General features: G+C 59.6%; 25 protein-coding genes. 14 read left to right on the top strand and 11 right to left on the bottom strand.

Annotated features, from left to right (window positions below):
• The first annotated feature begins 1 nt into the window (after position 1).
• Genes CR254_RS00500 through CR254_RS00485 form a run of 4 tightly spaced genes read left to right on the top strand, consistent with a single transcriptional unit; the run spans position 2 to position 4,078 of the window.
• Positions 2-832: a carbohydrate ABC transporter permease gene (locus tag CR254_RS00500; RefSeq protein WP_097927857.1), complete on the top strand. Its 831-nt coding sequence runs from the start codon at positions 2-4 to the stop codon at positions 830-832.
• On the top strand, positions 832-1,836 hold the full coding sequence (locus CR254_RS00495; RefSeq protein ID WP_097927856.1) for an ABC transporter ATP-binding protein: 1,005 nt from the start codon (positions 832-834) through the stop codon (positions 1,834-1,836). The genes CR254_RS00500 and CR254_RS00495 overlap by 1 nt, the downstream gene beginning before the upstream one ends.
• Positions 1,833-2,600, top strand: a complete 768-nt coding sequence (locus CR254_RS00490) for an L-iditol 2-dehydrogenase (protein WP_097927855.1) — start codon at positions 1,833-1,835, stop codon at positions 2,598-2,600. Before CR254_RS00495 ends, CR254_RS00490 begins: the two co-directional genes overlap by 4 nt.
• On the top strand, positions 2,600-4,078 hold the full coding sequence (locus tag CR254_RS00485; RefSeq protein WP_097927854.1) for a mannitol dehydrogenase family protein: 1,479 nt from the start codon (positions 2,600-2,602) through the stop codon (positions 4,076-4,078). The genes CR254_RS00490 and CR254_RS00485 overlap by 1 nt, the downstream gene beginning before the upstream one ends.
• Before the next feature lie 34 nt (positions 4,079-4,112).
• Here CR254_RS00485 and CR254_RS00480 read toward each other — a convergent pair whose 3' ends face one another.
• Genes CR254_RS00480 through CR254_RS00440 form a run of 9 tightly spaced genes read right to left on the bottom strand, consistent with a single transcriptional unit; the run spans position 4,113 to position 12,403 of the window.
• Complete coding sequence (locus tag CR254_RS00480) at positions 4,113-4,331, bottom strand: DUF6500 family protein (RefSeq protein WP_097927853.1); 219 nt, start codon at positions 4,329-4,331, stop codon at positions 4,113-4,115.
• A gap of 54 nt (positions 4,332-4,385) precedes the next feature.
• Positions 4,386-5,531, bottom strand: a complete 1,146-nt coding sequence (locus CR254_RS00475; protein WP_097927852.1) for an iron-containing alcohol dehydrogenase — start codon at positions 5,529-5,531, stop codon at positions 4,386-4,388.
• Between the two features lie 3 nt (positions 5,532-5,534).
• Entirely contained in the window at positions 5,535-6,905 is a 1,371-nt protein-coding gene (locus tag CR254_RS00470) for an aldehyde dehydrogenase family protein (RefSeq protein ID WP_097927851.1), read from the bottom strand.
• Positions 6,906-6,907: 2 nt separating this feature from the next.
• On the bottom strand, positions 6,908-8,272 hold the full coding sequence (locus CR254_RS00465; protein ID WP_097927850.1) for a glutamine synthetase family protein: 1,365 nt from the start codon (positions 8,270-8,272) through the stop codon (positions 6,908-6,910).
• A gap of 41 nt (positions 8,273-8,313) precedes the next feature.
• The gene (locus CR254_RS00460; RefSeq protein WP_180955840.1) at positions 8,314-8,643 is read right to left on the bottom strand and encodes a ribonuclease E inhibitor RraB; all 330 of its coding nucleotides are present in this window, start codon (positions 8,641-8,643) and stop codon (positions 8,314-8,316) included.
• Positions 8,644-8,692: 49 nt separating this feature from the next.
• Positions 8,693-9,730 (bottom strand): TRAP transporter substrate-binding protein, encoded by a 1,038-nt coding sequence (locus CR254_RS00455; RefSeq protein WP_097927848.1) that lies wholly within the window; start codon positions 9,728-9,730, stop codon positions 8,693-8,695.
• Between the two features lie 50 nt (positions 9,731-9,780).
• Positions 9,781-11,106 (bottom strand): TRAP transporter large permease, encoded by a 1,326-nt coding sequence (locus CR254_RS00450; protein ID WP_097927847.1) that lies wholly within the window; start codon positions 11,104-11,106, stop codon positions 9,781-9,783.
• Positions 11,106-11,672, bottom strand: a complete 567-nt coding sequence (locus CR254_RS00445; RefSeq protein ID WP_097927846.1) for a TRAP transporter small permease subunit — start codon at positions 11,670-11,672, stop codon at positions 11,106-11,108. The genes CR254_RS00450 and CR254_RS00445 overlap by 1 nt, the downstream gene beginning before the upstream one ends.
• Positions 11,669-12,403, bottom strand: coding sequence for an N-formylglutamate amidohydrolase (locus CR254_RS00440; RefSeq protein WP_097927845.1), 735 nt, complete (start codon positions 12,401-12,403; stop codon positions 11,669-11,671). Before CR254_RS00440 ends, CR254_RS00445 begins: the two co-directional genes overlap by 4 nt.
• Before the next feature lie 150 nt (positions 12,404-12,553).
• Between CR254_RS00440 and CR254_RS00435 the strand changes: the two genes are divergently transcribed.
• Complete coding sequence (locus CR254_RS00435; RefSeq protein ID WP_097928843.1) at positions 12,554-13,411, top strand: MurR/RpiR family transcriptional regulator; 858 nt, start codon at positions 12,554-12,556, stop codon at positions 13,409-13,411.
• On the opposite strand, the gene CR254_RS00430 is transcribed toward CR254_RS00435, so the two are convergent.
• Positions 13,412-13,885: an Lrp/AsnC family transcriptional regulator gene (locus CR254_RS00430; protein ID WP_097927844.1), complete on the bottom strand. Its 474-nt coding sequence runs from the start codon at positions 13,883-13,885 to the stop codon at positions 13,412-13,414.
• Positions 13,886-14,033: 148 nt separating this feature from the next.
• On the opposite strand from CR254_RS00430, the gene cysG reads away from it, so the two are divergent.
• From cysG to CR254_RS00400, 6 genes are read left to right on the top strand one after another with little or no spacing between them, the layout of a single operon-like run.
• Positions 14,034-15,440 carry a siroheme synthase CysG gene (gene cysG, locus CR254_RS00425; protein WP_097927843.1) on the top strand — a complete coding sequence of 469 codons (1,407 nt, stop codon included), beginning with the start codon at positions 14,034-14,036 and terminating at the stop codon, positions 15,438-15,440.
• Position 15,441: 1 nt separating this feature from the next.
• Positions 15,442-15,750 carry a DUF2849 domain-containing protein gene (locus tag CR254_RS00420; protein WP_097927842.1) on the top strand — a complete coding sequence of 103 codons (309 nt, stop codon included), beginning with the start codon at positions 15,442-15,444 and terminating at the stop codon, positions 15,748-15,750.
• 3 nt (positions 15,751-15,753) lie between these two features.
• A complete protein-coding gene (locus CR254_RS00415; RefSeq protein ID WP_097927841.1) occupies positions 15,754-17,409 on the top strand; it encodes a nitrite/sulfite reductase in 1,656 nt (551 codons plus the stop codon).
• The gene (locus tag CR254_RS00410; protein ID WP_097927840.1) at positions 17,399-18,151 is read left to right on the top strand and encodes a phosphoadenylyl-sulfate reductase; all 753 of its coding nucleotides are present in this window, start codon (positions 17,399-17,401) and stop codon (positions 18,149-18,151) included. The genes CR254_RS00415 and CR254_RS00410 overlap by 11 nt, the downstream gene beginning before the upstream one ends.
• Complete coding sequence (locus tag CR254_RS00405) at positions 18,148-18,549, top strand: DUF934 domain-containing protein (protein ID WP_097927839.1); 402 nt, start codon at positions 18,148-18,150, stop codon at positions 18,547-18,549. The genes CR254_RS00410 and CR254_RS00405 overlap by 4 nt, the downstream gene beginning before the upstream one ends.
• Positions 18,550-18,561: 12 nt before the next feature.
• Positions 18,562-19,356: a ferredoxin--NADP reductase gene (locus CR254_RS00400; RefSeq protein ID WP_097927838.1), complete on the top strand. Its 795-nt coding sequence runs from the start codon at positions 18,562-18,564 to the stop codon at positions 19,354-19,356.
• A 90-nt stretch (positions 19,357-19,446) separates the two neighbouring features.
• Here the strand turns inward: CR254_RS00400 and pepN are convergent, their stop codons facing one another.
• Complete coding sequence (gene pepN / locus CR254_RS00395; protein WP_180955890.1) at positions 19,447-21,966, bottom strand: aminopeptidase N; 2,520 nt, start codon at positions 21,964-21,966, stop codon at positions 19,447-19,449.
• Positions 21,967-22,119: 153 nt separating this feature from the next.
• Between pepN and CR254_RS00390 the strand changes: the two genes are divergently transcribed.
• The 3 genes from CR254_RS00390 (at position 22,120) to CR254_RS00380 (ending at position 25,234) form a co-directional block, all read left to right on the top strand.
• Positions 22,120-24,270 carry a malate synthase G gene (locus CR254_RS00390; RefSeq protein ID WP_097928842.1) on the top strand — a complete coding sequence of 717 codons (2,151 nt, stop codon included), beginning with the start codon at positions 22,120-22,122 and terminating at the stop codon, positions 24,268-24,270.
• 73 nt (positions 24,271-24,343) lie between these two features.
• Positions 24,344-24,772 carry a GlcG/HbpS family heme-binding protein gene (locus CR254_RS00385; protein ID WP_097927836.1) on the top strand — a complete coding sequence of 143 codons (429 nt, stop codon included), beginning with the start codon at positions 24,344-24,346 and terminating at the stop codon, positions 24,770-24,772.
• A 75-nt stretch (positions 24,773-24,847) separates the two neighbouring features.
• On the top strand, positions 24,848-25,234 hold the full coding sequence (locus CR254_RS00380; RefSeq protein WP_097927835.1) for a RidA family protein: 387 nt from the start codon (positions 24,848-24,850) through the stop codon (positions 25,232-25,234).
• Positions 25,235-25,248: the final 14 nt, after the last annotated feature.

Here is a 25,248-nt window from a genome sequence, read left to right as displayed (position 1 = left end):
CATGGCACGTGCTGTTACACAAAAACGTAAGCTCATCGCCACTCTGGCGGCTTGGACTATCGGGATGGCGATCTTTTTCCCCATCCTGTGGACCATCATCACCAGCTTCAAAACCGAGGCAGAAGCGATTGCTGATCCGCCCTCGTTGTTCTGGTTCGATTGGACGTTGGAGAATTATAACGTCGTGAACGAGCGGTCGAACTATCCGCTGCACTTCATGAACTCCGTTATCATCTCTCTCGGTTCCACGTTGCTGGGTCTGATTATTGCGGTGCCTGCCGCATGGTCGATGGCCTTTGTTCCGGGGAAACGGACCAAGGATGTTCTGATGTGGATGCTGTCCACAAAGATGCTTCCACCGGTGGGTGTGCTGATCCCGATCTATCTGATCAGCCGCGACCTTGGTGTTCTGGATAGCCGCCTTGCGCTGGTGGTGATCCTGACGCTGATCAACCTGCCGATCATTGTCTGGATGTTGTACACTTACTTCAAGGAGATCCCTGGTGAGATTCTGGAGGCAGCCCGCATGGATGGCGCGACGTTGAAGTCCGAAATCCTGTACGTGCTGACGCCAATGGCGGTTCCGGGCATTGCCTCGACCGTGTTGCTGAACATCATCCTTGCCTGGAACGAAGCATTCTGGACGCTGAACCTGACAGCCGCCAAATCGGCGCCGTTGACAGCCTTCATCGCCAGCTATTCCAGCCCGGAGGGACTGTTCTACGCGAAGCTCTCCGCTGCATCCACAATGGCCATCGCGCCTATCCTGATCATGGGTTGGTTCTCTCAGAAACAGCTCGTCCGGGGCCTCACATTCGGAGCCGTAAAGTAATGGGCAATATTACTCTCAAGCAGATCACCAAAAGTTTTGGTGATGTCCAAGTCATCCCGCCGCTCGACCTTGAAATCAACGAAGGTGAGTTCGTGGTTTTTGTTGGCCCGTCGGGCTGTGGTAAGTCCACGCTGATGCGTTTGATTGCAGGTCTGGAGGATGTGACTTCCGGCAGCATCGAGATTGACGGGCGCAATGCCACGGAAACCTCGCCTGCAAAACGTGGTCTGGCGATGGTATTCCAGTCCTACGCACTGTATCCGCACATGTCGGTTCGCAAAAATATCGCGTTCCCGCTGCGCATGGCAGGCATGAGCAAGGAAGAGCAAAACGCCAAGGTCGAGGCCGCCGCAAGCGTGCTGAACCTGACCGATTATCTGGAGCGCCGTCCCGGTCAGCTCTCGGGTGGTCAGCGTCAGCGGGTTGCAATTGGCCGCGCCATTGTGCGTGAGCCTGCTGCCTTCCTGTTCGATGAGCCGCTGTCCAACCTCGACGCTGCGCTGCGTGTCGGCATGCGGATGGAAATCTCGGAGCTGCACAAAAAGCTCGCCACGACCATGATCTACGTGACGCACGATCAGGTTGAGGCGATGACCATGGCGGACAAGATCGTGGTCTTGCAGGCCGGTAATATCGAGCAGGTCGGTGGCCCGCTGGAATTGTACCACCGCCCACGCAATACCTTCGTTGCTGGCTTTATCGGTTCACCAAAAATGAACCTGTTCAGCGGTGAGGAAGCGACCAAGCTAGGCGGTGATACCGTCGGCATTCGTCCCGAGCATCTGAACGTGTCCACCGAAAGTGGCATGTGGAAGGGCCGCGTTGGCGTATCCGAGCATCTTGGCTCAGACACGTTCCTGCACGTCCACGATACGGGCCTGACCGATCTGATCACGGTTCGTGTCAGCGGTGAGATGGCCGTGCATCACGGCGACACGATCTATCTGTCGCCTGATATGGATAAGCTGCACCGCTTTGGCGCGGACGGACTGCGTCTGGCATGACACGGCTGGCAGGTAAGACCGCCCTTATTACGGGGGGGGCACGTGGTATAGGGCTCGCATTTGCGAGGGCCTATATCGCACAGGGCGCTCAGGTCGCACTTGCCGATATCGACCTCGCGGCTGCACAGCGTGCAGCCGACGAGATCGGGGCAATCGCAGTGCAGGTCGATGTCTCGGACCAAGCGAGCATTGATGCCTGTGTGAACAGCACCGCCGACCAACTTGGCGGTATCGACATCCTGATCAACAACGCAGCTTTGTTCGACATGGCCCCCATCGTGGATATCACGCGGGCCAGCTATGACCGGCTGTTTTCAGTGAATGTTGCGGGGTCGCTGTTCATGTTGCAGGCGGTGGCCAAGGTGATGATCGCGCAGGGCCGTGGTGGCCGGATCATCAACATGGCATCGCAGGCAGGGCGTCGTGGAGAGGCGTTGGTCGGCGTTTATTGCGCGACCAAGGCGGCAATCATCAGCCTGACGCAATCCGCGGGGCTGGACCTGATCAAGCACGGGATCAACGTGAACGCAATCGCACCCGGCGTGGTGGATGGTGAACATTGGACCCATGTGGATGCCCTGTTTGCCAAGGCTGAGGGCCTGCAACCGGGCGAGAAAAAGGCGCAGGTCGGCGCCGCTGTTCCATACGGGCGTATGGGCACGGCTGACGACCTGACCGGAATGGCTGTCTTTCTGGCCTCACCGGATGCCGAATATATCGTCGCTCAAACTTATAACGTCGATGGCGGGAATTGGATGAACTAATGGCGCAGAAATTATCTCTGTCTACGCTGGCAAGTTTGCCGGATCAGGTTGCAACACCTGCCTATGACCGTGACGCATTGCGCGCGGGTATCGTCCATATTGGCGTCGGGAATTTCCACCGTGCGCATATGGCAGTCTATCTGGACCAGCTGTTTTCACTGGGTGAGGGGCATGACTGGGCGTTGGTTGGCGCGGGGATCAAATCCTTCGACGCGGATCGCCGTAATATCCTGCTTGATCAGGACTGGCTGACAACCGTGGTGGAGCTTGCCCCGGGCAATCTGACGGCGCGGATCACCGGCTCCATGATTGATTTTTGCGAGATTGATCTGGCGGCAATCATTGCACGCATTTCCGATCCCGCGATCCGCATCGTGTCGATGACAATCACCGAGGGGGGCTATTTCGTAGATGCCGCAACCGGTGGTTTTGATCTGAATGCTGCGGCCATTCAGGCGGATATTGCGGCACCTGCATCGCCACAAACCGTGTTTGGTGTGCTGATCGCTGGCCTTGCTACACGTCGCGCCGCCGGTGCGCCGCCGTTTACGATCCTGTCCTGTGATAACCTGCCCGAGAACGGCCATGTCACAAAGCAGGCGGTTCTGGGACTGGCAAATGCCATGGATGCGGAACTCGGCGCGTGGATTGAGCAGAACGTCGCCTTCCCCAATTCGATGGTGGACTGCATCACGCCTGCCACCTCCGCGCGTGAGCGTGAGATGGTCGCAACGCAATTCGGCATCGAGGACGGTGCGCCCGTCGCCTGTGAGCCGTTCCGCCAGTGGGTGATGGAGGATAACTTCCCTCAAGGTCGCCCCGCATTGGAAAAGGTCGGCGTAGAATTCGTGGCAGATGTTCTGCCATTTGAAACGATGAAGCTGCGCCTGCTGAATGCTGGTCACGCGGCGCTGGCCTATCCGGCGGCGCTGTTGGGGCATACCTATGTGCATGACGCGATGGCCGATCCACTGGTACGCAACTGGCTGATCAGCCTGATGCAATCCGAGGTGATCCCCGTTCTGACACCTATTCCGGGTGTGAAGTTCGAGGACTATCTGGCGATGTGCGTTGAGCGTTTCTCGAACCCGCTGATCGGCGACACGATTGCGCGGCTATGTCAGGACGGGTCGAACCGCCAGCCTAAATTCGTGATCCCTACGATCACGGATGCGCTGGCCGCAGGCTTGCCCGTGGACGGCTTGGCGATGGAGCTGGCATTGTGGTGCAAATATTGCGCGATGACCGCTGATGTCGATTTCGGCTTCGCGCTGGAGGATGAGCGCGCGGCACAATTGCTGGCTGCGGCACAGATCGTCGAAACCGATCCGGCGCAGTTCCTGTCCATCGACGATGTGTTCGGTGATATGGGCCAGAACCCAGTGCTGCAAACAGCCTTTGCCGGTGCTGTTGCGACCTTGGCTGCGCAGGGTGTGGCGGAAACGCTGAGCAGCTTTGCCGCGGCACGTCTAGGATGATTGGTGCGGGCTGGGGGCAAACCTAGCCCGCCGCCTATTTCCCCGCGCGGATCATCTCCCGGATTTTCAGTGCCTTCTCAAAATGATCGAGAGCGTGGGTTTTGATCCACCATTCCGCAGCCTCCATCAGCAGGTCGGGATCGGTGTTTTTATTGGCAAAGAACGCATAGAAGGACAGGCCGACGGTCTCACCCTTTTTCGCGATTTTCTCATCACATATGGCGATGGCTTTGGCGCGTAGGCTGGGTCGCATCGGACGCTCCATTCGGGCCGTGGGAAACCGGGGCGCGTGGCCCCGGTTCCGGTTTTAGAAACAGTCGAGCAGCAGTGCCTTGGTGTTTTCTGCCGTCATCTCAACCGGATTTCCACCAACGCTAGGGTCGATCAGGGCTGATGCGACCAGCGCGTCGATATCGGGGTTGGTGATGCCCATCTCTGTCAGGTTGGCAGGGATGCCAAGCGATGCGTTCAGCTCACCCACAAAGGCGTAGAAGCCCTCATAGCCGCCCTCAATCCCCAGATAGCTGGCGGCAAGGGCCAAGCGGTCCTCGATCGCGGCACGGTTGAACCGCAGCACAGGCTGCATGACGACCGCGTTTGTGGTGCCGTGATGCGTGTGATGCACCGCACCGATAGGGTGGGACAGGGCATGGATCGCGCCCAGACCCTTTTGGAAGGCCGTGGCCCCCATCGCCGCAGCGGACATCATGTGCGCGCGGGCGTCGATATCTGTGCCGTCCTTGAAAACCTTGGGCAGGTTCTCCTTGACCAGACGCATCCCCTCCAGCGCGATACCTTGGCTCATCGGGTGGTAATGGGGCGAGCAGAACGCCTCCAGACAATGGGCGAACGCATCCATACCGGTGCCTGCGGTGATCATTGGCGGCATGCCAACGGTCAGCGCGGGGTCGCAGATCACGACGGCGGGCAGCAGCTTGGGGTGGAAGATGATCTTCTTCTCATGCGTCAGAGAGTTGGTGATGACGCTGGCGCGGCCCACCTCGGACCCTGTACCGGCTGTGGTCGGCACAGCAACGATGGGCGCAATGGTGTCCGCGTCGGCACGGGTCCACCAGTCGCCAATATCCTCAAAATCCCACAGGGGGCGTGTTTGGCCCGCCATAAAGGCAATAACCTTACCCAGATCGAGGCCGGAACCGCCGCCAAAGGCAATCACGCCGTCATGGTCGCCCGCACGATAGGCGGCAACGCCAGCCTCTGCATTTACCTCGGTGGGGTTTGGATCAACCTCGGCGAACATGGCACGGCCTAGGCCCGCCGCGTCCATCAGGTCGCGGGTTTGCGTGGTGATCGGCAGGTTGGCCAGACCCTTATCGGTGACCAGCAGAGGCTTCTTGATGCCCGCAGCGGCACATGCCTCTGCGATTTCGGAGATACGTCCTGCGCCAAAACGGATGGCGGTTGGGTAGGACCAGTTTGCGCTGATGCTCATGTCTCAGGCTTTCTTGAGGTGGTAGGATTTCGGACGTGTCAGGTTTTGGAAGCCGATGACGGACAGGCCGCCCCCGCGTCCGGTATTCTTGCAGCCGGTCCAGCACAGGGCAGGGTCCAGATAATCGGCGCGGTTCATAAAGACGGTGCCGGTTTCGATCTGATCGGCAATCGCCTCGGCGCGGGCGGTGTCCTGTGTCCACAGCGATGCGGTCAGGCCGAATGCGCTGTCATTCATCAGGGCGATTGCCTCTGCGTCGTCCTTCACCTTCATGATGCCAACCACAGGGCCGAAACTTTCCTCACGCATCACGCGCATGGAATGGTCCACATCGACGAGGATTTGCGGCATCAGATAGGCACCGCCATCCTGTGGGAACAGGGCAGGGTTGATCAGGGTTTTCGCGCCAGCGTCAACCGCCTCGGCGATTTGACCGCGGATCATGTCAGCAAAACGCGCCTGCGCCATCGGGCCCATGGTCGTTTCAGCGTCCAGCGGATTGCCTAGCTTGTATCCCTCAACGATTTTCACAGCCTTGGCCACGAACTCGTCATACAGGCTTTCAACAACGTAAATCCGCTCGATCCCGCAGCAGCACTGTCCCGAGTTGAACATCGCGCCGTCGATCAAGGTATCCACGGCGGCGTCCAGATTGGCGTCATCCATGACGTAGCCCGGATCCTTGCCGCCCAGCTCCAGCCCCAGACCGGTAAAGGTACCCGCAGCTGCCTGCTCCATTGCGATGCCACCACCGACGGAACCGGTGAAGTTCACGAAGTCGAACGCCCGCGCCGCAATCAGGGCGGAGGTTGTCGTATGGTCGAGGAAGACGTTCTGGAACACATCCTCAGGAATGCCAGCAGCGTGGAATGCCTTTGCCAAACGCTCACCGACCAGCGGGGTTTGCGAGGCATGTTTCAGCATCACGGTATTGCCCGCGATCAGGGCAGGGGCGATGGTGTTGATCGCGGTCATGTAGGGGTAGTTCCACGGTGCGACGACCAGAACGATGCCGTGGGGCACACGCTTGATCACACGGCGGAAACTGTCGGAATCCTCGACCTCAATCGGGGCAAGCGCATCCTCGGCGATGTCAGCCATGTGAAGGGCGCGCTGCTCGAACCCGCCAAATTCGCCGCCATAGCGCACGGGACGGCCCATTTGCTTGGCCAGCTCGGGGACGATCTCGTCGTTCATGGCGCCAATATTGGCAACGGCGGCGCGCACCAGCTCGATGCGTTCCGCCAATGGGCGGGCGGCCCATGCGGTTTGGGCGACGCGGGCGCGTGCAACGGCGCTGGCCGCGTCATCTGCGCTCAACGGTTCACGCTCGACCAGAACGGAACCGTCAATTGGTGAAATACAGGTAATCATGTTTATGCCCTTTCAAAACCGCGCGCGATTTCCCAATCGGTTACGACACGGTCAAATTCTTCCTGCTCCCATTCAGCGGCGCGCAGGTAATGCTCAACTACGCCGTCGCCTAGGGCGTCGCGCAGGAATTTAGAGCCGCGCAACGTTTCCGTCGCGGCGCGCAGGGTTTGCGGAATGTCCTGCGCCTTGCTGTCCTGATACACGTCGCCAGCGGTTGGGGCGGCCAGCTCCAGCTTTTCCTCGATCCCCTTGATGCCGGCGGCCAGCATAACGGCCTGTGCCAGATAGGGGTTCATGTCCGATCCACCGATGCGGCATTCGACGCGCACGCCCTTGGACCCCGCCGCGCATAGGCGGAAACCGGCGGTGCGGTTGTCGATGGACCAGACCGATTTTGTCGGCGCGAACGTGCCCTTGGCAAAGCGTTTGTAGCTGTTGACATAGGGGGCCAGGAAATAGGTGTATTCCGGCGCATAGGCGATCAGACCGGCCATATAGTGGCGCATCAGATCGGACATGCCCAGATCGGCATCTGGTTCAAAGAAAACGGAATTTCCGTCCTTCCACAGGGATTGATGTACATGGCTGGAGGACCCAACCTTGTTCGCATCCCATTTCGGCAGGAAGGTCACTGCGTGCCCCTTGGACCACGCGATTTCCTTGATCGCGTGTTTCGCGATGGAGTGGTGATCGGCGCAATCCAGTGCTGCCGCGTAGCGGATGTTCAGCTCCTCCTGACCGGCCTCCGCCTCGCCCTTGGACCCCTCGATCGGGATACCAGCAGCATAGAGGTGGTTGCGGATCGGGCGCATCACGCCCTCCTCCTTGGTGGTCTGAAGGATATGGTAATCCTCGTTATAGGCGCTGATCGGTTCCATATCGCGGTATCCACCACGACGGATTTCATCGAAGCTCTTGGCGAACAGGAAAAACTCCAGTTCCGTCGCCATGACAGCGTTCAGGCCCATCGCGTCCAGCTTGGCGATTTGTGCCTTTAGCATGGCGCGGGGGGAATGGGGGACGGGCGCGTGAGTGTTGTGATCCAGCACGTCGCACAGCACCATTGCCGTTCCCTCCAGCCAAGGCACGGGGCGGATGGTGGTCAGGTCGGGCTTCATAATGTAGTCGCCATAGCCCGACGCCCAGTTCGTGGCGGCAAAGCCGTCAGGCGTTGCCATTTCCAGATCGGTGGCCAGCAGGTAGTTGCAGCAATGCGTTTCCTCAAACGCGCTGTCCACAAAGGTCTGCGCGTGGAACCGTTTGCCCATCAGGCGTCCCTGCATGTCCACAAGACAGGCCAGAACCGTGTCGATGGAGCCGTCAGCGACCTGCGCCTTTAGCGCGTCAAATGTCAGGGGGGTGGGCATGTCGGGTACACTCTGTTGTCAGGGACTGGGATTTCAGGGGGTTAGCCCGGAAAATCCCAGGCGGTCTCGTATCCATCGAAGCGGTCGGTGGCCTCGGCCAGAACGCTCTCGATATCGGTAATGTCATGCACGGTTGGCACCATGCGTACGGTCAGGACGCAATCGAAATCATCGCCTGCGCCAATCACCTTTGCCCGAATGGCGCGGGAATGGGCGCGGCGGTTTAGATAGTCAGCGGCCTTTTGCGCCTGATCGCGGGTTGGAAAAGCGGCTGCAAATTCAACTTCGCGCGGCTGGTCCAGATCCAGTTCCTTGGCAAGCTTGCGCAGGATTTTCGCGTTCTCACGTTTTAGATCGGCGTATTCAGACATGCGACTCTCCGGGGTAATGGGGGCGGCGCTATGGCCGCCCCGCATTATATCAGCCGTAACGGTAGGGGCGTCCAGCCTTGACCATATCGGCATTGTACTGCTTGAAGATTTCGACAACGCGACGCTTGGTCTCGCTTTCGGCTGCGATCTCCTCCCAGAACTCAAGGGCGGCGCCCTCAACAGTTGCCCACTCCTCGTCCGGAATCGTGGTCAGCTCCAGCTTTGGTCCGTTGACGCGCAGGTCAGCCTCACCACCCCAGTACCACCACTGACGGTAGTAGTGCGACTGGTCACAGCAAACGCGGAACAGCGCCTGTAGATCCTCGGGCAGTTCGTTCCAACGCTCCATATTGGCAAAGAAGGAACCAGCCCACGCGCCGGAGATGTTGTTGGTCAGGAAGTAGTTGGTCACGTCAGCCCAACCAACGGTGTAATCCTCGGTGATGCCGGACCATGCGATGCCGTCCAGCTCGCCTGTCTGCATTGCGACCTCGATGTCCTCCCATGGCAGGGACACAGGGATCACGCCGAATTTGGACATGAAGCGGCCAGCCGTCGGGAAGGTAAAGATACGCTTGCCTTCCAGATCGGACAGCGAGCGGATCGGGTCCTTGGTCGCGAAGTGGCATGGATCCCACGCACCGGCGGAGATGTGCTTAACACCCACCGCGGAATACTGCTCGTCCCAGATCTCGTTCAGGCCGTACTGGTTGAACAGCACAGGCACGTCCAGCGAGTAGCGCGACGCGAAAGGGAAGTAGCCGCCGAACACGGTCACATCGGTCGGGGACGCCATCGAGTCATCATCCGACTGCACCGCGTCAATCGTGCCGCGCTGCATCGCCTGAAACAGCTCACCCGTCGGGACCAGCTGATCGGCGTAGAACAGTTCGATCTGCATACGGTCGCCGGCGATCTTGTTGAACATCTCAACGGCGGGGGTGATTACATGCTCGGCCAGTGCCGCGCCTGCATAGGTCTGCATCCGCCAGCGGATCGTGCCTTGGGCCAGAGCGGGGGTGGCGAGAGCAGCGGCAGCAACGGGGGCTGCGGCGGCGCCTTGGATAAACTTACGTCTTGAAGTCATATTATCTCTCCTTGGTTGGGGGATTTGGCGGGCTGGACCCGCTCTTGTGATTAATTTCCGTAGACGACCTGCGGCAGCCATGTGGCAATGCCGGGGAACGTCATGACCATGATCAATGCGCCAATCATCACCAGAACGAATGGCGTGATCGAGGAATAGATGTCGCGCAGGGTAATCTCCGGCGGGGCCATCGCACGCATCAGGAACAGGTTATAGCCGAAGGGCGGTGTCATATACGCGATCTGCGTCGTGATCGTGTACAGGATGCCGTACCAGATCAGGTCAAAGCCCAACTCACCCACCAATGGCACGTAGAGCGGCGCCACGATAACCAGCATCGCCGTATCGTCCAGAAACGTACCCATCAGGATAAAGCTGAGCTGCATCAGGATCAGGATAACCCACGGGTTCAGGCCCAGTTTTTCGGTGAACAGCGTCTCGATCGCCTTCACCGCGCCCAGCCCGTCAAACACCGCACCAAATGCCAGCGCCGCAAGGATGATCCACATGAACATGCAGGTGATGCCCAGCGTGTTGCGGACCGAGTTCTCAAACACTTCACGGTTCATCCGGCCCTTGAGCACAGCAGCGAGGAACGCCGCAATCGCGCCAATGGCAGAGCTTTCAACCAGCGAGGTCCAGCCGTTCACAAACGGGATCATCATCACCGCGAAAATACCCACCGGCAGCAGGCCCGCCCGCAGCAGGCGCATCTTTTCCGCACGCGGGATGTTGCGCTCCTCCTCGGACAATATCGGGCCGAGTGCGGGGTTAATCCGGCAGCGGATCACGATATAGGCGATGAACATCGCTGCCATCATCAGGCCCGGAACAACGCCCGCCAGCCACAATTGCCCCACAGGTTGACGCGCAATCATCGCGTATAGCACCAGCACCACCGAGGGCGGCACCAGAATACCCAGCGACGATCCGGCCTGCACCACGCCCGTCACCATGCGTTTGTCATAGCCACGTTTCAGTAGCTCGGGCAAGGCGATGGTTGACCCGATGGCCATGCCTGCAACGCTCAACCCGTTCATAGCGGAGATCAGGACCATCAAACCGATGGTCCCGATCGCGAGTCCCCCTCGCAGCCCGCCCATCCAGACATGGAACATCTTGTACAGATCGTCCGCGATCTTGGATTCCGACAGCACGTAGCCCATGAAAATGAACATCGGCAGCGTTAGCAGCGGATACCATTTCATCAGCTTCATCGCCGCAGCAAAGCCCAGATCATAGCCACCCCGATCCCCCCACAGGAGCAAGGCAGCAACCACTGCGACGAAGCCGATGGCCCCGAACACACGCTGTCCGGTTAGCAACATCAGCATCATCGATGCGAACATAAGTGTGGCAATCATCTCGTATGGCATCAGATCGCCTCACCGCGCAGTCGAAGCACGTCTTTGAAAAGTTCTGACAGGCATTGCAGCAGCATTAGGAAAATGCCGATCACCATGACTGCCTTGATTGGCCACATGTACGGACGCCATGCGGTAGGAGAGCGTTCCATCCGCCCGATCTGTTGATCGCCGGTCAGCAGACCCCCGAAAAACTCCAGCGGATTGCTGCCCCAGAACCCCAGCGAATAAGCGGTGGAGCTAAGCGCCCCCCACATCAACACGCCGAGGTAGAAGAGCAGGAATAGGACTGTAATCAGGTCCACCCACGCCTTTTTGCGCAGGGACCATTCGCCATATAGCAGGTCCATCCGCACATTAGAGCCGAGCTGGATCGAATATGGCCCGCCCAGCACGTAATAGGCCACCATGACGAATTGCGCCATTTCCAGTGTCCATAGCGAGGGCAGGAAGAATGTCTTGGAAATTGAGGACCATAGCAGGATCGCCATCAGCACGAAGATGCCATACATAACGACGCGCCCCGTGTAATAATTCACGCCGTCAATGGCGGTGATAAAGCCACGCAAAATCTTCATTTTGTGGTCTCCGCGATGCTGGCGTTCAGCCACCGGCCCAGCATATCGGCGATTTCGGCCTGTGCCTCGGGCGTGGCGATCAGATCGTTGCGGATCTCGATCATGACATTGGGGTGGCCCGACTTTACCGCATGCTCAATCAAGGTATGCGTCACCCCGTCCTCTGGACCGTAGGGCGCGTTACGCTGGATATTCAGGGTGGTGTAATCCGCGTGGTTCGCCATCATCGCATCGGCTAGGCGTGTATCGCTATCGTGCAAAATGCCGATTTCCACGTCCCGCTGCTTTCCATGATAAACAGGAGTGAAACTGTGGATCGTCACGATCATCGGCGCGGGATGCGCGGCAACGGTTTGGGCAAGCGCGGCGCGGAATGGCTCGTAAAAGCGGGAGACGCGATCGGCCTTGTCCGTGGCGCTTAGGGTTACATTGCCGGGCACTTCGATCCGCTCACTGCGGCTGGGCACTGCATCGGGCGCACTGGGCGGGCGGTTGCAATCATAGGCAAGCCGCGAGATGCCGCTGGCCACCAGTTGCGCGTTCAGCATCTGCGACAGGTGCGTCGCCACGGCCAATGCACCGGGGTCCCATGCCGCATGGCTGATCGCATCCTGCGCGGTCAGACCCAGCCCGTTCAGATCGTCGGGAATGTGGCGCGATGCATGCTCGCAAACCAACAGAGCTGGCGAATCGCCATTGGGGTTTGTGATCTGAACAACCTGTTCTGACATGTGTGTCCCATCTGCGTTTGCGGTTCCAACAGGCACAACGCTCTTGCGCTAGCGACCATATGTCAACACAATATTGTAACGGATCGAACATCCGTCGCCTGCCTGTAACAAAAAACATCAAATCCGGGGCCAGCCGTGACGAAGACCGAAATGACGATAGCCGAGCGTATTCAGTCACAACTGGACACGCTGACCCGTGCGGAGCGGCAATTGGCGCATTCGATCTTGGAAAATTATCCGGCCAGTGGCCTTGGCCCGCTTTCCGCGCTTGCCCGTGATGCGCAGGTTTCAGCACCGACCGTGGCGCGCATGGTGTTAAAGCTGGGGTTCAAGGGCTATCCCGATTTTCAGGCGGAACTGCGTGAGGAGCTGCGCGCCAAGGTGCAAAGCCCGATTGCCAAACACGACACATGGGCCGAGGGCGCGCCGTCGGGTCATGTCCTCAACAGCTTTACCGAGGCGGTGATCGACAATATTCGCCTGACCTTGGCGCAGGTGGAACCGGCCCTGTTCGACGCGGCCTGTGCCCTGATCGGCGATACCAAGCGACCCCTGTTTATCGTCGGCGGCAGGGTGACGCATACCATCGCGGAATACCTGTTCCTGCATATGCAAGTGGTGCGGCGCGGCGTGACGCATATTCAATCCACCTCAAACGCATGGCCTCATTACCTGCTGGATGCGCAGGAGGGCGACGTTTTCGTCATCTTCGATATGCGCCGATACGAGAATAACACGCTAAAGCTGGCCGAGATGGCCCATGAAAAGGGCGCGAAGATTATCCTGTTCACCGACCAGTGGCGCTCACCCATCCATAGCGTCGCGGATATCTGCTTCTCGAACCGCATCGTCGTGCCGTCAGCATGGGATTCCATGGCGACGACATTGTTGCTGGTTGAGACTGTGATCTCCGCCGTGCAGGACGTGAACTGGCAAACCACGCGGGGCCGCATGGAAACGCTTGAGGATATGTTCGATCAGACCAAGCTGTACCGGAAATTCACCTGATTATTCCGGTTCAGGGATAGGCAGCGCGGTGGTGTTCTTGATCTCCTCCATCGAGAGGGTGGAGGTCACGTTATAGACGGAAACCTCGCGGATCAGCGCGCGGTAGAAATCATCATAGGCGCGCGCACTGGCGACGCGGACCTTTAGAATATAGTCAATATCACCGGCCAGACGATGCGCCTCCATCACCTCGGGGCGGTTTTGCACGGCGTTCAGGAACCGCTCCAACCAACCTGCATCATGTTCGCTGGTGCGGATCAAAACAAAGAAACACGCCTCCAATCCCAGCTTTTCAGGGTCGAGCAACGTGGTCTGCCCCTTGATGATTCCAGCCTCACGCATTTTGCGGATTCTGTTCCAGACGGGGGTCTTGGACGCCCCCACCCGACGGGCGATTTCATCCAGTGAGCGTGAGGAATCCTCCTGCAACTCAACAAGGATTTTCCGGTCTATATCGTCCATGCGGATGTTCATTCTGCTAATTCCCCAAATCGCGGTCGAAACGTTCCGACTAGTGCGGTGTAGTGGATCAAAGTTCTTATTTCTAGCCGTATATACCATGAATCTAGGAATTATGTTCTAAGGTGCCATCTGTAGCTGAACCGTGAAGCAGGAGAACGCAATGCGCCATTTCCCAATCTTCCTCAACCTTGAGGGTCGCCGAGTGATCGTATCGGGTGCTGGTGAATGCGCGCTGGCCAAGCTGCGGCTGATCCTGAAATCGGATGCCAATATTGCCGTTTACGGCATCGATCCACACCCCAAACTGGTTGAGCTGGCCGCCGAGGGCCGCTTGACCCTGATCGAACGCTCGATTGAGCAGGGCGATGCCGTTTGCGCCGCGCTAGTTTATGGCGCGAATGAGGACGCTGTTGAGGATTCCCGCGCCGCCGCCATCGGACGGCAGGCAGGCGCGCTGACCAATATCGTTGATAACCTTGAGGACAGCCAGTTCATCACCCCTGCAATTGTGGACCGCGATCCCGTGACCATCGCCATCGGGACGGAGGGCGCGGCTCCTGTTCTGGCGCGTGATATCAAGCGGCGGGTTGAGGAAATGCTGCCCACCAATCTGGGCACACTGGCCCGCATCGGTCAGGCATTCCGCCCCGTTGCGGATGCGCTGCCCATGGGCCGCATTCGTCGCGGGTTCTGGTCGAAATTCTACTTTGAGCGCGGCCCCCGTGCCTTGGCCCAAGGGCCAGACGCCGCGCGTGAGGTTCTGGACGATCTGCTGGCCGAAACGCTGAACGCTGATGTTGATGCGGGCCATGTTGCCCTGATCGGCGCGGGCCCCGGCGACCCCGAATTGCTGACCATGAAGGCCCGCCGCCTGTTGCATGAGGCAGATGTCGTGGTTGCTGACCGCTTGGTCGGCGCGGGTATTCTGGAGCTGGCCCGTCGTGAGGCGGAAATCATCGAGGTCGGCAAAACCGGCTTTGGTCCCTCGTGGAAGCAGGAAGACATCAACGCCGTCATCGTGGCCAAAGCGGCCGAGGGGCACAAGGTTGCGCGGCTCAAGGGCGGCGATGTTGCGATTTTCGCCCGTCTGGATGAGGAGATCGAGGCGCTGGTCGCCCATGGCGTGTCATGGGAAATCGTTCCGGGCATCACCACTGCATCGGCCGCTGCGGCGTCGCTGGGGCAAAGCCTGACCAAGCGCGGGCGCAACAAATCCTTCCGCATTGTCACCGGCCACGATGTCGATGGCTTTGCCGAACAGGACTGGCGCGATCTGGCACGCGATGGCGCAACTGCCGCGATCTATATGGGGCGCAAGGCCAGCACCTTCCTGCGCGGTCGCCTGATGATGCATGGCGCGCCCGAGGATACGCCGATCACCGCGATCGAAAATGTCAGCCGCGCCGATCAGCGCGTGCTGCCCACAACCCTGATCGATTTGCCCGACATGCTGGCGCGTGAGGCCGTGAACGGCCCCGTGATCCTGATGCTGGGCCTGACACCCCGCGCGGCAGAAGCCGTGCTTCCGGCCCTTTCGGCCCCCGAACTTCAAACAGTGGAGGCATAAGATGGCCAAAGTCTTTAAGCCCAAAGTCGTGACCGCAAATGATCTGTTGCTGGGCGACGTTATCTACCTGACCGCAACTGGCACATGGGCACGCGATCACGCCGACGCGCTGGTCGCCCGCACTCAGGAGGAGGCGGACGAGCTGCTGGCACAGGCCAACGCGCAACAACTGACCATCGTCGGGCCATATCTGGCGGAGGCAACGCTGGACGTCAGCGGCACGCCCGGCCCCGTCCACTTCCGCGAGGAATTCCGCACCCGCGGACCATCGAACTACAACCACGGCAAGCAAGCCGAAGCAGGGGTCTGAACCATGTACGATTACACCGATTTTGACCGTGATTTCGTCAATGGCCGCGTGCAGGAATTCCGTGGGCAGGTCGCTCGCCGTCTGGACGGTTCCATGACCGAGGACGAGTTCAAGCCGCTGCGCCTTATGAACGGCCTGTACCTGCAATTGCACGCCTATATGCTGCGCGTGGCGATCCCCTATGGCACGCTGAATGGCGGCCAGATGCGGACGCTCGCCGATATTGCGGATAAGTGGGACAAGGGCTACGGCCACTTCACCACGCGCCAGAACATCCAGTATAACTGGCCTGCGCTGATGGATGTGCCGGACATGCTGCAAGCCTTGGCTGATGTGGGCATGCATGCGATCCAGACCTCGGGCAATACGATCCGCAACGTGACGGCGGACCACTTCGCCGGTGCCGCCGCGGATGAGATCGAGGACCCGCGCCCAACAGCAGAACTGGTGCGCCAGTGGTCCACCGATCACCCCGAATTCCAGTTCCTACCGCGCAAATTCAAGGTAGCCGTCACCGGCTCGCCCAACGATCGTGCCGTGGTAAAGGCCCATGATATCGGCCTGCGCATGGTGCGTAACGCGGCCGGTGAGCCGGGCTACGAGGTCATCGTTGGCGGTGGTCTGGGCCGTACACCAATGGTCGGCAAAGTCCTGTGCGATTACCTGCCCAAGGCGGACCTGCTGCCCTACCTTGAGGCTGTGATGCAGGTCTATAACCTGCACGGTCGCCGCGATAACAAGTATAAAGCCCGCATCAAAATCCTCGTTCACGAGGAGTCGCTGGAGACGATGCAGGCCCGCGTGGGTGAGGTTTTCGACCGCATCCGCGACGATTTTGTCGTGCCGCAGGACCTGATCGACCATATCGAGAGCGGTTTCCAACAGCCCGCATATAAGCAAGCCGACATCGCACCCGTATTTGACGGCCCGCTGCGCAGCTTTATCGATACGAACACCACCGCGCACAAGAACCCTGACTACGCGATTGTCACGATCTCGCTCAAGGGGATCGGCGAAACGCCGGGCGATGCGACATCCGAACAGATGCGCGTCATGGCAGATATGGCTGAGGAATTCGGCCATAACGAGCTGCGCATCAGCCATGAGCAGAACGTGATTCTGCCCCATGTGCATCGTGGCGATTTGCCCGCGATTTACCGCGCGCTGGCGGCGGTTGGTTTGGCGACGGCGAATGTGGGTCTGGTTTCGGATATCATCGCATGCCCGGGCATGGATTACTGTGCGCTGGCGACAGCTCGCTCGATCCCGGTTGCACAGCAGATTTCGACGGCGTTTTCCGATCTGGATGCGCAGCGCGATATCGGTCCACTCAAGATCAAGATCTCGGGCTGCATCAACGCCTGTGGTCACCACCATGTCGGTCATATCGGCATTCTGGGTCTGGATCGCGCCGGCGTGGAAAACTACCAGATCACGCTGGGCGGTGACGGCACCGAAACCGCAACCATTGGTGAGCGGGCGGGCCCCGGCTTTGCCTATGATGAGATTGTGCCCGCGGTCGAGCGTTTGATCGTGGCCTATCTGGACCTGCGCAGCAGTGACGAGGAAACCTTCCTCGAAGCATATCGACGTGTCGGAATGGGCCCGTTCAAGGCGGCGCTCTATCCAGAGAAAACGGAGAAGGCTAATGCGGCCTGAGCAGGATTTCGCCACCGTTGCTGAACGTGTCAGCGCGCTGAACGACCGTTTCCGGCATCATGCCGCAGGCGCCGTTCTGCGCGAGGCGCTGAACGCTAGGGAAACAGGCCGTGTGGCGCTGGTTTCGTCCTTTGGGGCGGAAAGCGTCGTGCTGCTGCATCTGGCCGCGATTGTACGGCCAGACATCCCCGTATTGTTCATCGATACGGAGATGCTGTTCCCCGAAACTCTGCAATATCAGGTGGATGTGGCGGAAAAGCTGGGCATGACCAATGTGCAGATCATTCGGGCCAGTCGCACACAATTGGCCGCGCAGGACCCTGATGGCACGTTGAATCAACGTGATACCGATGCGTGCTGTGCCCTGCGCAAAACCATCCCGCTGGAGGCCGCGTTGACCCCCTATGACGCGTGGATCACAGGACGCAAACGGTTCCAGTCGGGCACCCGCGCCGCCTTGCAGTTTTTTGAGGCTGAAGGCGACCGCCGGATCAAGATCAATCCGCTGGCCCATTGGGATCCGTCGGATGTGCAGGACTATATCTGGAACAACAAACTGCCCCGGCATCCGCTGGTCGCGCAGGGCTATCCGTCCATCGGTTGCGCCCCATGCACGTCCAAGGTGGCCGAGGGCGAAGACCCCCGCGCAGGACGTTGGCGCGGCGCGGAAAAAGAGGAATGCGGTATCCACTTCATCGACGGAAAGATGGTGCGTGGACCGCTCAAGGAGACAGTAGCATGAGCGTGATTGTAACCGATGCGGGCTTTGGCCCCGATGGCTTCAATGCCGGTTTCGCAGCTCCGGGTGAGCAATTGCCGGGGCAGGGTGTGGATGTGCCGAACGACGCCGATGTTGTCGCGATCTTTGACACGGTCAAGGACGCGGCGGTGATCCGTATTCCGTTCCCGTCCAGCGCCGATGGACGTGGGTTCTCCATCGCATCGCGTCTGCGCGATCTGGGGTACAAGGGCACTTTGCGGGCGCAGGGTCATGTAATCGCTGAACAATATCGTAAGGCACGCGGATCGGGCTTCGACGAGGTTGAGATCGACGACACCCTAGCCGCACGTCAGCCCGAACCACAGTGGAAGCCGGTTCAAACCCAGCGCTACCAGTCCAAATTCCGCCGTTCCGCGTAAGGATTTCCCCAGATGACCATTCAACAAGCCGTCAAAGTCATGCCTGATGCGCAGACCGTAACCGAGGTAAAACACTGGAGCGATACGCTTTTTTCGTTTCGCGTAACCCGCCCTGCATCGCTGCGATTCCGGTCGGGTGAGTTTGTGATGATCGGTTTGCTAAAGGATGACGGCAAGCCGCTATTGCGCGCCTATTCCATCGCCTCGCCATCATGGGATGAGACGCTGGAATTCTACTCGATCAAGGTGCCTGACGGGCCGTTGACCTCGAAGTTGCAGAAAATATCCGTTGGGGATCAAGTGATTGTACGGCCCAAGCCTGTCGGAACGCTGGTCACCGATGCGCTGTTGCCGGGTAAACGTCTGTGGCTGCTGGCAACAGGTACTGGTCTGGCGCCATTTGCGTCCCTGATCCGTGATCCCGATATTTACGAGCGTTATGAACAGGTTATCCTGACCCATACCTGCCGCACGGTTGAGGAGCTGGCCTATGGTCAGGAACTGGTTGAGCATCTGCCCGAGGATCCACTGGTGGGTGAGGAAGTCGCGGCCAAGCTACATTACTACCCTACTGCCACGCAGGAAGAGTTTGTAAACAAAGGGCGAATTACCGATTTGATGCGCTCGGGTGAGTTGTATCAGGCGCTTGGCACGGGGCCGCTGAACCCTGCCGAGGATCGCGTAATGATTTGTGGCTCGATGGGCCTGAATCTGGACGTGAAGGAGATTTTGGAGGAGGCCGGTTTCAAGGAGGGCTCCAATTCTTCGCCCGCAGATTTCGTGCTGGAAAAGGCCTTTGTCGGCTGATTTTTACAGGCTGCGAAGTGGCTGCTATGCGGCTGCTTTATGGCTGGCAGATTTGGAGCGGCGGCAGGGGACCCTGCCGCCGTTTCTGTTTCAGGATTGGGCGCGCATGCGCCCGACCATCTCGCCCATATCGCGGCTTACGCCATCGGTGCTGGCGATGCGTTCCAATTGATCGAGGATCAGGGTCTGTCGGTCCTGATCGTAACGGCGCCACGTCTCGAACGCGGCGGACATGCGGGCGGCAAGCATCGGGTTCAGCTTGTCGATCTGGATCAGCCAATCTGCCAGCCAGACATAGCTGGCCCCGTCCGCACGATGGAACGCGGCGGTGTTGCCGATCAAACCACCGACCAAGGAGCGGAAGCGGTTCGGCACCTTCCACGTGAAATCATCGTGGTTCTGGAGTCGCTTGGCCACGTCCAGCGCTTGATCCGCAGGGGCCAGTCCGGTCTGCATGGCGAACCACTTGTCGATCACCAGATCGGTGCCGGACCATTCGGCGTGGAACGCGGCCAGTTCCTGTTTCGCCTGACCGGCACGGACCAGCGGCGCAAGTGCGGCAAGCCGGTCGGTCATGTTGGTCGCGGCGTTCAATGCATCCCGCGCCAGTCCCGTATCGCGGCGTGCAGCGAGCGAGAGCAACCGATTGGCCAAGGTACGCTGCCCCGGTGCATCGCCATCGGGGGAGTAGTCGCCCGTAGGCCGGATCGTGTTGGAAATCCGCATCGCATCAGGGCCAAGGCGCGAGGTCAGCGCCTCCTCCAGCGATTGGTGGCGGACGTAAACCAGATCGGGGTCAACGACTTGCCCACGCTGCGCCATTTGCTGCGCGATCCCCTCCTGCGTGGGCAGGCTGAGGACCAGCGCGCGAAAGGCAGCATCCAGCGTGTCATCGGCCAGCACCGCCTGCACGCCGTCCAGCCACGGGGCCGGATCGCCATCACCGGCCAGCACGTCCAGCGCGAGGGTGCGGCCTGCCTCCCAGCGGTTGAACGCATCGGTGTCATGGGCAAGGCGCACGGCCGCATCACCGGCCTGTCCCTGCTGTTCTAGGATCACCGGCGCGGAGAAGCTGCGCAGCACCGACGGCACCGTGCGGGCCGCGGTTTTGACACGCAATTCCTGCTCGGCCTCGGTCAGGATCAGGGTGCCGTTTGCGACCTCGCCGCTATCATCCAGCAAGCCCCAGCGGATCGGGATCGGCACGGGCAGTTTATCCGGCTGACCCGGTGTCGGGGGCGTGTTCTGGCGGAAGGTCAGGATCGTCTCGCCCCCCTCGAACCGATCCTCAACTGTGACGCGCGGGGTGCCTGCCTGCTGATACCAGCGGCGGAACTGGGTGAAATCATGCCCCGTCGCATCGGTGAACACGGATAGCCAATGTTTAATCGTGCAGGCCTGACCGTCATGACGCTCGAAATACAGCGCCAGCGCGGCATCATACCCATCCGGCCCGACGATTTCGCGCAGCATGCGGATCAGCTCCGCACCTTTTTCGTACACGGTGGCGGTGTAGAAGTTGTTAATCTCCACATAGCTTTCAGGGCGCACCGGATGGGCGAGGGGGCCTGCATCCTCGCGGAATTGACCGGCGCGCAGGCGCAGCACGTCATCGATCCGCTTGACCGGTGCAGAGCGCATATCGGCGCTGAAGCACTGATCGCGGAAAACGGTCAATCCTTCCTTTAGCGACAGTTGGAACCAGTCGCGGCAGGTGATCCGGTTGCCGGTCCAGTTGTGGAAATATTCGTGAGCAATCACGCTCTCGACGCCATCAAAGTCGGCATCCGTCGCGGTTTCCGCACTGGCCAGCACGTATTTGGAGTTGAAGATGTTGAGGCCCTTGTTCTCCATCGCGCCAGCGTTGAAATCATCGACGGCGACGATCTGAAACAGGTCCAGGTCATATTCGCGACCGTATTTTTCCTCGTCCCATTTCATGGATCGGATCAGGCTGTCCATCGCATAGGCACAGCGGTTTTGGTCGCCGTCGCGGACCCAGATTTTCAGGGCAACATCGCGGCCCGACATAGTGGTAAAGTTGTCCTCGACACATTGCAGATCACCGGCGACCAGCGCGAACAGATAGCAGGGTTTTGGCCACGGATCGTGCCATTCGGCCCAGCCATCGCCCTGTGCCGTCAGGTCGCCATTGGACAGTAGGACGGGGTGATCCCCCTCGATCCGCACGGTGTAGACAGCCATCACATCGGGGCGGTCAGGGAAGTAGGTGATGCGGCGAAAGCCCTCGGCTTCGCATTGGGTGATGAATAGATCGCGGCGGTGGTACAGCCCCTCTAGTGTGGAGTTGCCGTCGGGGTCGATCTGCGTTTCGGTAACCCATGTGAACGGGCCATCGGGCAAGGCGGCGGCGGGAACGGTCAGGCCATCCTCGTCCAACACCGGCGTCACTGGGGTGCCGTTTATCGTCGCGCTAAGCAGTTTCAGCGCGGCCCCGTCTAGGCGCAGATCACCAGTGCCGCCGTCAAACGCAATCTCGGCCCGCACGGTGGTGGCTGTCGGGTGCAAACGGAATGTCAGGTGGACGGATTTCACGGGGTGCGAAAACGGTGTGTAATCCTCAAGCCGGATAACGGATGGCTGGCTCATAATGCGTCCCTTCATGAATTTTGCGCATCCTGAGGGGGACGTGGGTTAAGTGCAAGGAGCGGAGATTTCCGCACAGTGAAATCGCGTCCCATTTATGTTGTGTTGGTCGCGAACTGCGTTATCTCAGGTGAAAAGGTAGCTTGGGAGAAGATCATGACCGCACGGATTGAGATTGATGGCCTGCACGTTGCGCAGGAAATGAAGGACTTCATCAGCACGCAGGCCCTACCAGGCACCGGCGTGGATGAGGCAAGCTTCTGGAAGGGTCTGTCCGACCTGATCCACACAATGGGCCCGCGCAACCGCGCATTACTGGCCGTGCGGCAGGACATGCAGGACAAGATTGATAGCTGGCACCGCGACCATCGCGGGCAGGCGCATGATGCAGCAGCCTATACCGCATTCCTGCGCGAAATCGGCTATCTGGTGCCAGAGGGCGCGCCCTTTGCCGTTGAAACCCAAAACGTAGATGCCGAGATCGCCAGCACCCCCGGCCCGCAATTGGTCGTGCCGGTTATGAATGCGCGCTATGCGCTGAACGCGGTGAATGCCCGTTGGGGCAGCCTGTATGACGCGCTCTACGGCACGGATGCTATGGGCGACTTGCCAACGGGTAAGAGTTATGACGCGGCACGCGGTGCGCGTGTGATCGCATGGGCCAAGACGTTTATGGATGATGTGGCCCCGCTGGCGACAGGTTCCCATGCGGATGTCACCAGCTACACGGTCACGGCGGAGGGATTGTCGGCGCAGACCGCTGGCGGTGCTGTTGCCCTGCGCGACGCGGCGCAGTTCGTCGGATGGCGTGGTGAGCAGGCGGCTCCATCCGCGATTTTGCTGGGCAATAACAACCTGCACATCGAAATTCAGGTAAACCGTGACAGCGATATCGGTGCTGCGGACAGCGCTGGCGTGTCGGATATTCTGATGGAATCCGCAATCTCGACCATCATGGATTGTGAGGATTCTGTCGCCGCCGTTGATGCCGAGGACAAGGTTCTGGCATGGGGCAACTGGCTGGGCCTGATGAAGGGCGACCTGAAGGAGGAGGTCTCCAAGGGCGGTAAAACCTTCACCCGTCAGATGAACGCGGACCGCAGCTATCAGACATTGACGGGTGAGGTGACGCTGAAGGGTCGCTCGCTGATGCTGGTGCGCAATGTTGGCCACCTGATGACCAACCCTGCCGTGCTGGACCGTGACGGGCTGGAGGCAGGCGAGGGTCTGCTGGACGCCATGGTTACGACACTTTGCGCCATGCATGATTTGCAGCGCGAGGGCGGAAACTCGCTGCATGGCTCCGTCTATGTGGTGAAGCCGAAAATGCACGGGCCAGAGGAAGTTGCTTTTGCCGACGAGATTTTCTCGTTTGTTGAGAAGGCGTTGGGCCTACCGCAAAATACCGTCAAGCTGGGAATCATGGATGAGGAGCGTCGCACCTCGGTCAACCTGATGGAATGTATCCGCGCGGCTAAAAACCGTGTGGCCTTCATCAATACCGGCTTCCTCGACCGGACCGGTGATGAGATGCACACCTCGATGGAGGCAGGTCCGATGATGCGCAAGGGCGACATCAAAACGACGCCATGGATTACCTCCTACGAGGATCGCAATGTCGATATCGGTCTGGCCTGCGGGCTAAAGGGTAAGGCCCAGATAGGTAAAGGCATGTGGGCCATGCCTGACCTGATGCAGGACATGCTGGAGCAGAAAATCGGCCATCTGAAGGCAGGTGCGACCTGTGCGTGGGTGCCATCACCTACCGCCGCGACCCTGCACGCCACGCATTACCACAAGCTGAACGTGCTGGACCGTCAGGACGAAATTGCCGCCGGTGGCGCGCGCGGCACGTTGCAGGATCTGCTGACCTATCCGGTGGCAGAGGGCCAGAATTGGTCCGATGCGGATGTGCGGGCAGAGCTGGAAAACAATGCGCAGGGTATCCTCGGCTATGTTGTGCGCTGGGTGGATCAGGGTGTCGGCTGCTCGAAAGTGCCCGATATCAACGATGTTGGCCTGATGGAGGATCGCGCGACCTGCCGTATTTCCTCGCAACACATGGCCAACTGGTTGCACCACGGCGTGGTCACACGGGAACAGGTCGAGGAAGTCCTGCAACGTATGGCGGCCAAGGTGGACGGCCAGAATGCAGGCGATCCGGCCTATATCCCGATGGCGCCGAGTTTTGACACCATCGCGTACAAGGCCGCGCAGGAGCTGATCTATGAGGGCACCTCGCAACCCTCCGGCTATACCGAGCCGGTTTTGCACCGTCGCCGCTTGGAGCTGAAGGCGTCCCTGTAAACGCATCGCATTCTTAAAATATCCCCGCCGGAGGCACCTTAAACCTGCCTCCGGCCAACATTCGAGGAAAACCATGAACGAGATTTCACACCGTAAGGCACGGACAATTATCGCTAAAACACTCGCCAAGGGGCGCGAGATGGAGCTGAAACCGCTCTCCGTTGTGGTTCTGGACGCGGGTGGCCATGTTAAGGCGTTCGAGCGTGAGGACGGCGCGGCCCCCGGTCGTTTCGACATCGCGCGTGGTAAGGCATTCGGCGCGGTCATGCTGGGCATGGGCGGTCAAGCGCAGATGGCGCGGGCGGAACAGCAGGCGTATTTCATGGCGGCGGTAAACGGCGTGTATGACGGTAAGGTTGTGCCGGTTCCCGGTGGCATTCTGGTCATGGGTCGCAAGGGCGAAGTGATCGGCGCGATCGGCGTGACCGGCGATACATCCGACAACGATCAGGTTGCAGGTGTTGCCGGAATCGAGGCAGCAGGCTTTGATGCGCAGCCGTAATTATTTCGGGCTGGCAATAGCTTAGGAAATAGTCAAAGGGTTCCCATCGGGAGCCCTTTTTCATGGAGTGTTACAGTGACACGGCAGCTATTTTCGCAAGGTTCGGCATTTGAGGATACTATCGGCTATAGCCGCGCGGTGCGCGATGGCCGTTGGGTTCATGTGTCCGGCACCACCGGTTTCAACTACGCGGATATGACCATTTCGGACGATCCCGCGCAGCAGGCGGATCAGACGTTCCGCAATATTGACAGCGCGCTGCGGGCTGTTGGAGCGTCGATTTCTGACATTGTTCGCGTCACCTATATCGTGCCGAACCGTGATGATTTCGAGCCGTGCTTTCCGGTCTTGTCCAGCTGGCTGGGCGATGTTCGGCCGGCGGCCACGATGTTCATGGCGGGGCTGTATGATCCGCGTATGAAGATCGAGATCGAGGTCACGGCGCGCATCGCCAATGACTGAGGTTTGAGGCCAAA

The sequence above is a fragment of the Pontivivens marinum genome (assembly GCF_900231835.1).
Taxonomy (GTDB): Bacteria; Pseudomonadota; Alphaproteobacteria; order Rhodobacterales; family Rhodobacteraceae; genus Pontivivens; species Pontivivens marinum.
The sequence above is the reverse complement of the archived record's forward strand: the minus strand, read 5'-3'. Positions and strand labels throughout refer to the sequence as shown.

Bases quoted from the DNA above. Each gene is read 5' to 3' on its own strand.
- CR254_RS00435 (WP_097928843.1), top strand. From the start codon at position 12,554: ATGACGATAGCCGAGCGTATTCAGTCACAACTGGACACGCTGACCCGT.
- CR254_RS00410 (WP_097927840.1), top strand. From the start codon at position 17,399: ATGCGGCCTGAGCAGGATTTCGCCACCGTTGCTGAACGTGTCAGCGCG.
- CR254_RS00480 (WP_097927853.1), bottom strand. From the start codon at position 4,331: ATGCGACCCAGCCTACGCGCCAAAGCCATCGCCATATGTGATGAGAAA.
- pepN (WP_180955890.1), bottom strand. From the start codon at position 21,966: ATGAGCCAGCCATCCGTTATCCGGCTTGAGGATTACACACCGTTTTCG.
- CR254_RS00390 (WP_097928842.1), top strand. From the start codon at position 22,120: ATGACCGCACGGATTGAGATTGATGGCCTGCACGTTGCGCAGGAAATG.
- CR254_RS00490 (WP_097927855.1), top strand. From the start codon at position 1,833: ATGACACGGCTGGCAGGTAAGACCGCCCTTATTACGGGGGGGGCACGT.
- CR254_RS00470 (WP_097927851.1), bottom strand. From the start codon at position 6,905: ATGATTACCTGTATTTCACCAATTGACGGTTCCGTTCTGGTCGAGCGT.
- CR254_RS00460 (WP_180955840.1), bottom strand. From the start codon at position 8,643: ATGTCTGAATACGCCGATCTAAAACGTGAGAACGCGAAAATCCTGCGC.
- CR254_RS00485 (WP_097927854.1), top strand. From the start codon at position 2,600: ATGGCGCAGAAATTATCTCTGTCTACGCTGGCAAGTTTGCCGGATCAG.
- CR254_RS00445 (WP_097927846.1), bottom strand. From the start codon at position 11,672: ATGAAGATTTTGCGTGGCTTTATCACCGCCATTGACGGCGTGAATTAT.
- CR254_RS00450 (WP_097927847.1), bottom strand. From the start codon at position 11,106: ATGCCATACGAGATGATTGCCACACTTATGTTCGCATCGATGATGCTG.
- CR254_RS00455 (WP_097927848.1), bottom strand. From the start codon at position 9,730: ATGACTTCAAGACGTAAGTTTATCCAAGGCGCCGCCGCAGCCCCCGTT.
- CR254_RS00440 (WP_097927845.1), bottom strand. From the start codon at position 12,403: ATGTCAGAACAGGTTGTTCAGATCACAAACCCCAATGGCGATTCGCCA.
- CR254_RS00405 (WP_097927839.1), top strand. From the start codon at position 18,148: ATGAGCGTGATTGTAACCGATGCGGGCTTTGGCCCCGATGGCTTCAAT.
- CR254_RS00385 (WP_097927836.1), top strand. From the start codon at position 24,344: ATGAACGAGATTTCACACCGTAAGGCACGGACAATTATCGCTAAAACA.
- CR254_RS00500 (WP_097927857.1), top strand. From the start codon at position 2: ATGGCACGTGCTGTTACACAAAAACGTAAGCTCATCGCCACTCTGGCG.
- CR254_RS00430 (WP_097927844.1), bottom strand. From the start codon at position 13,885: ATGAACATCCGCATGGACGATATAGACCGGAAAATCCTTGTTGAGTTG.
- CR254_RS00420 (WP_097927842.1), top strand. From the start codon at position 15,442: ATGGCCAAAGTCTTTAAGCCCAAAGTCGTGACCGCAAATGATCTGTTG.
- CR254_RS00465 (WP_097927850.1), bottom strand. From the start codon at position 8,272: ATGCCCACCCCCCTGACATTTGACGCGCTAAAGGCGCAGGTCGCTGAC.
- CR254_RS00415 (WP_097927841.1), top strand. From the start codon at position 15,754: ATGTACGATTACACCGATTTTGACCGTGATTTCGTCAATGGCCGCGTG.
- CR254_RS00495 (WP_097927856.1), top strand. From the start codon at position 832: ATGGGCAATATTACTCTCAAGCAGATCACCAAAAGTTTTGGTGATGTC.
- CR254_RS00400 (WP_097927838.1), top strand. From the start codon at position 18,562: ATGACCATTCAACAAGCCGTCAAAGTCATGCCTGATGCGCAGACCGTA.
- cysG (WP_097927843.1), top strand. From the start codon at position 14,034: ATGCGCCATTTCCCAATCTTCCTCAACCTTGAGGGTCGCCGAGTGATC.
- CR254_RS00475 (WP_097927852.1), bottom strand. From the start codon at position 5,531: ATGAGCATCAGCGCAAACTGGTCCTACCCAACCGCCATCCGTTTTGGC.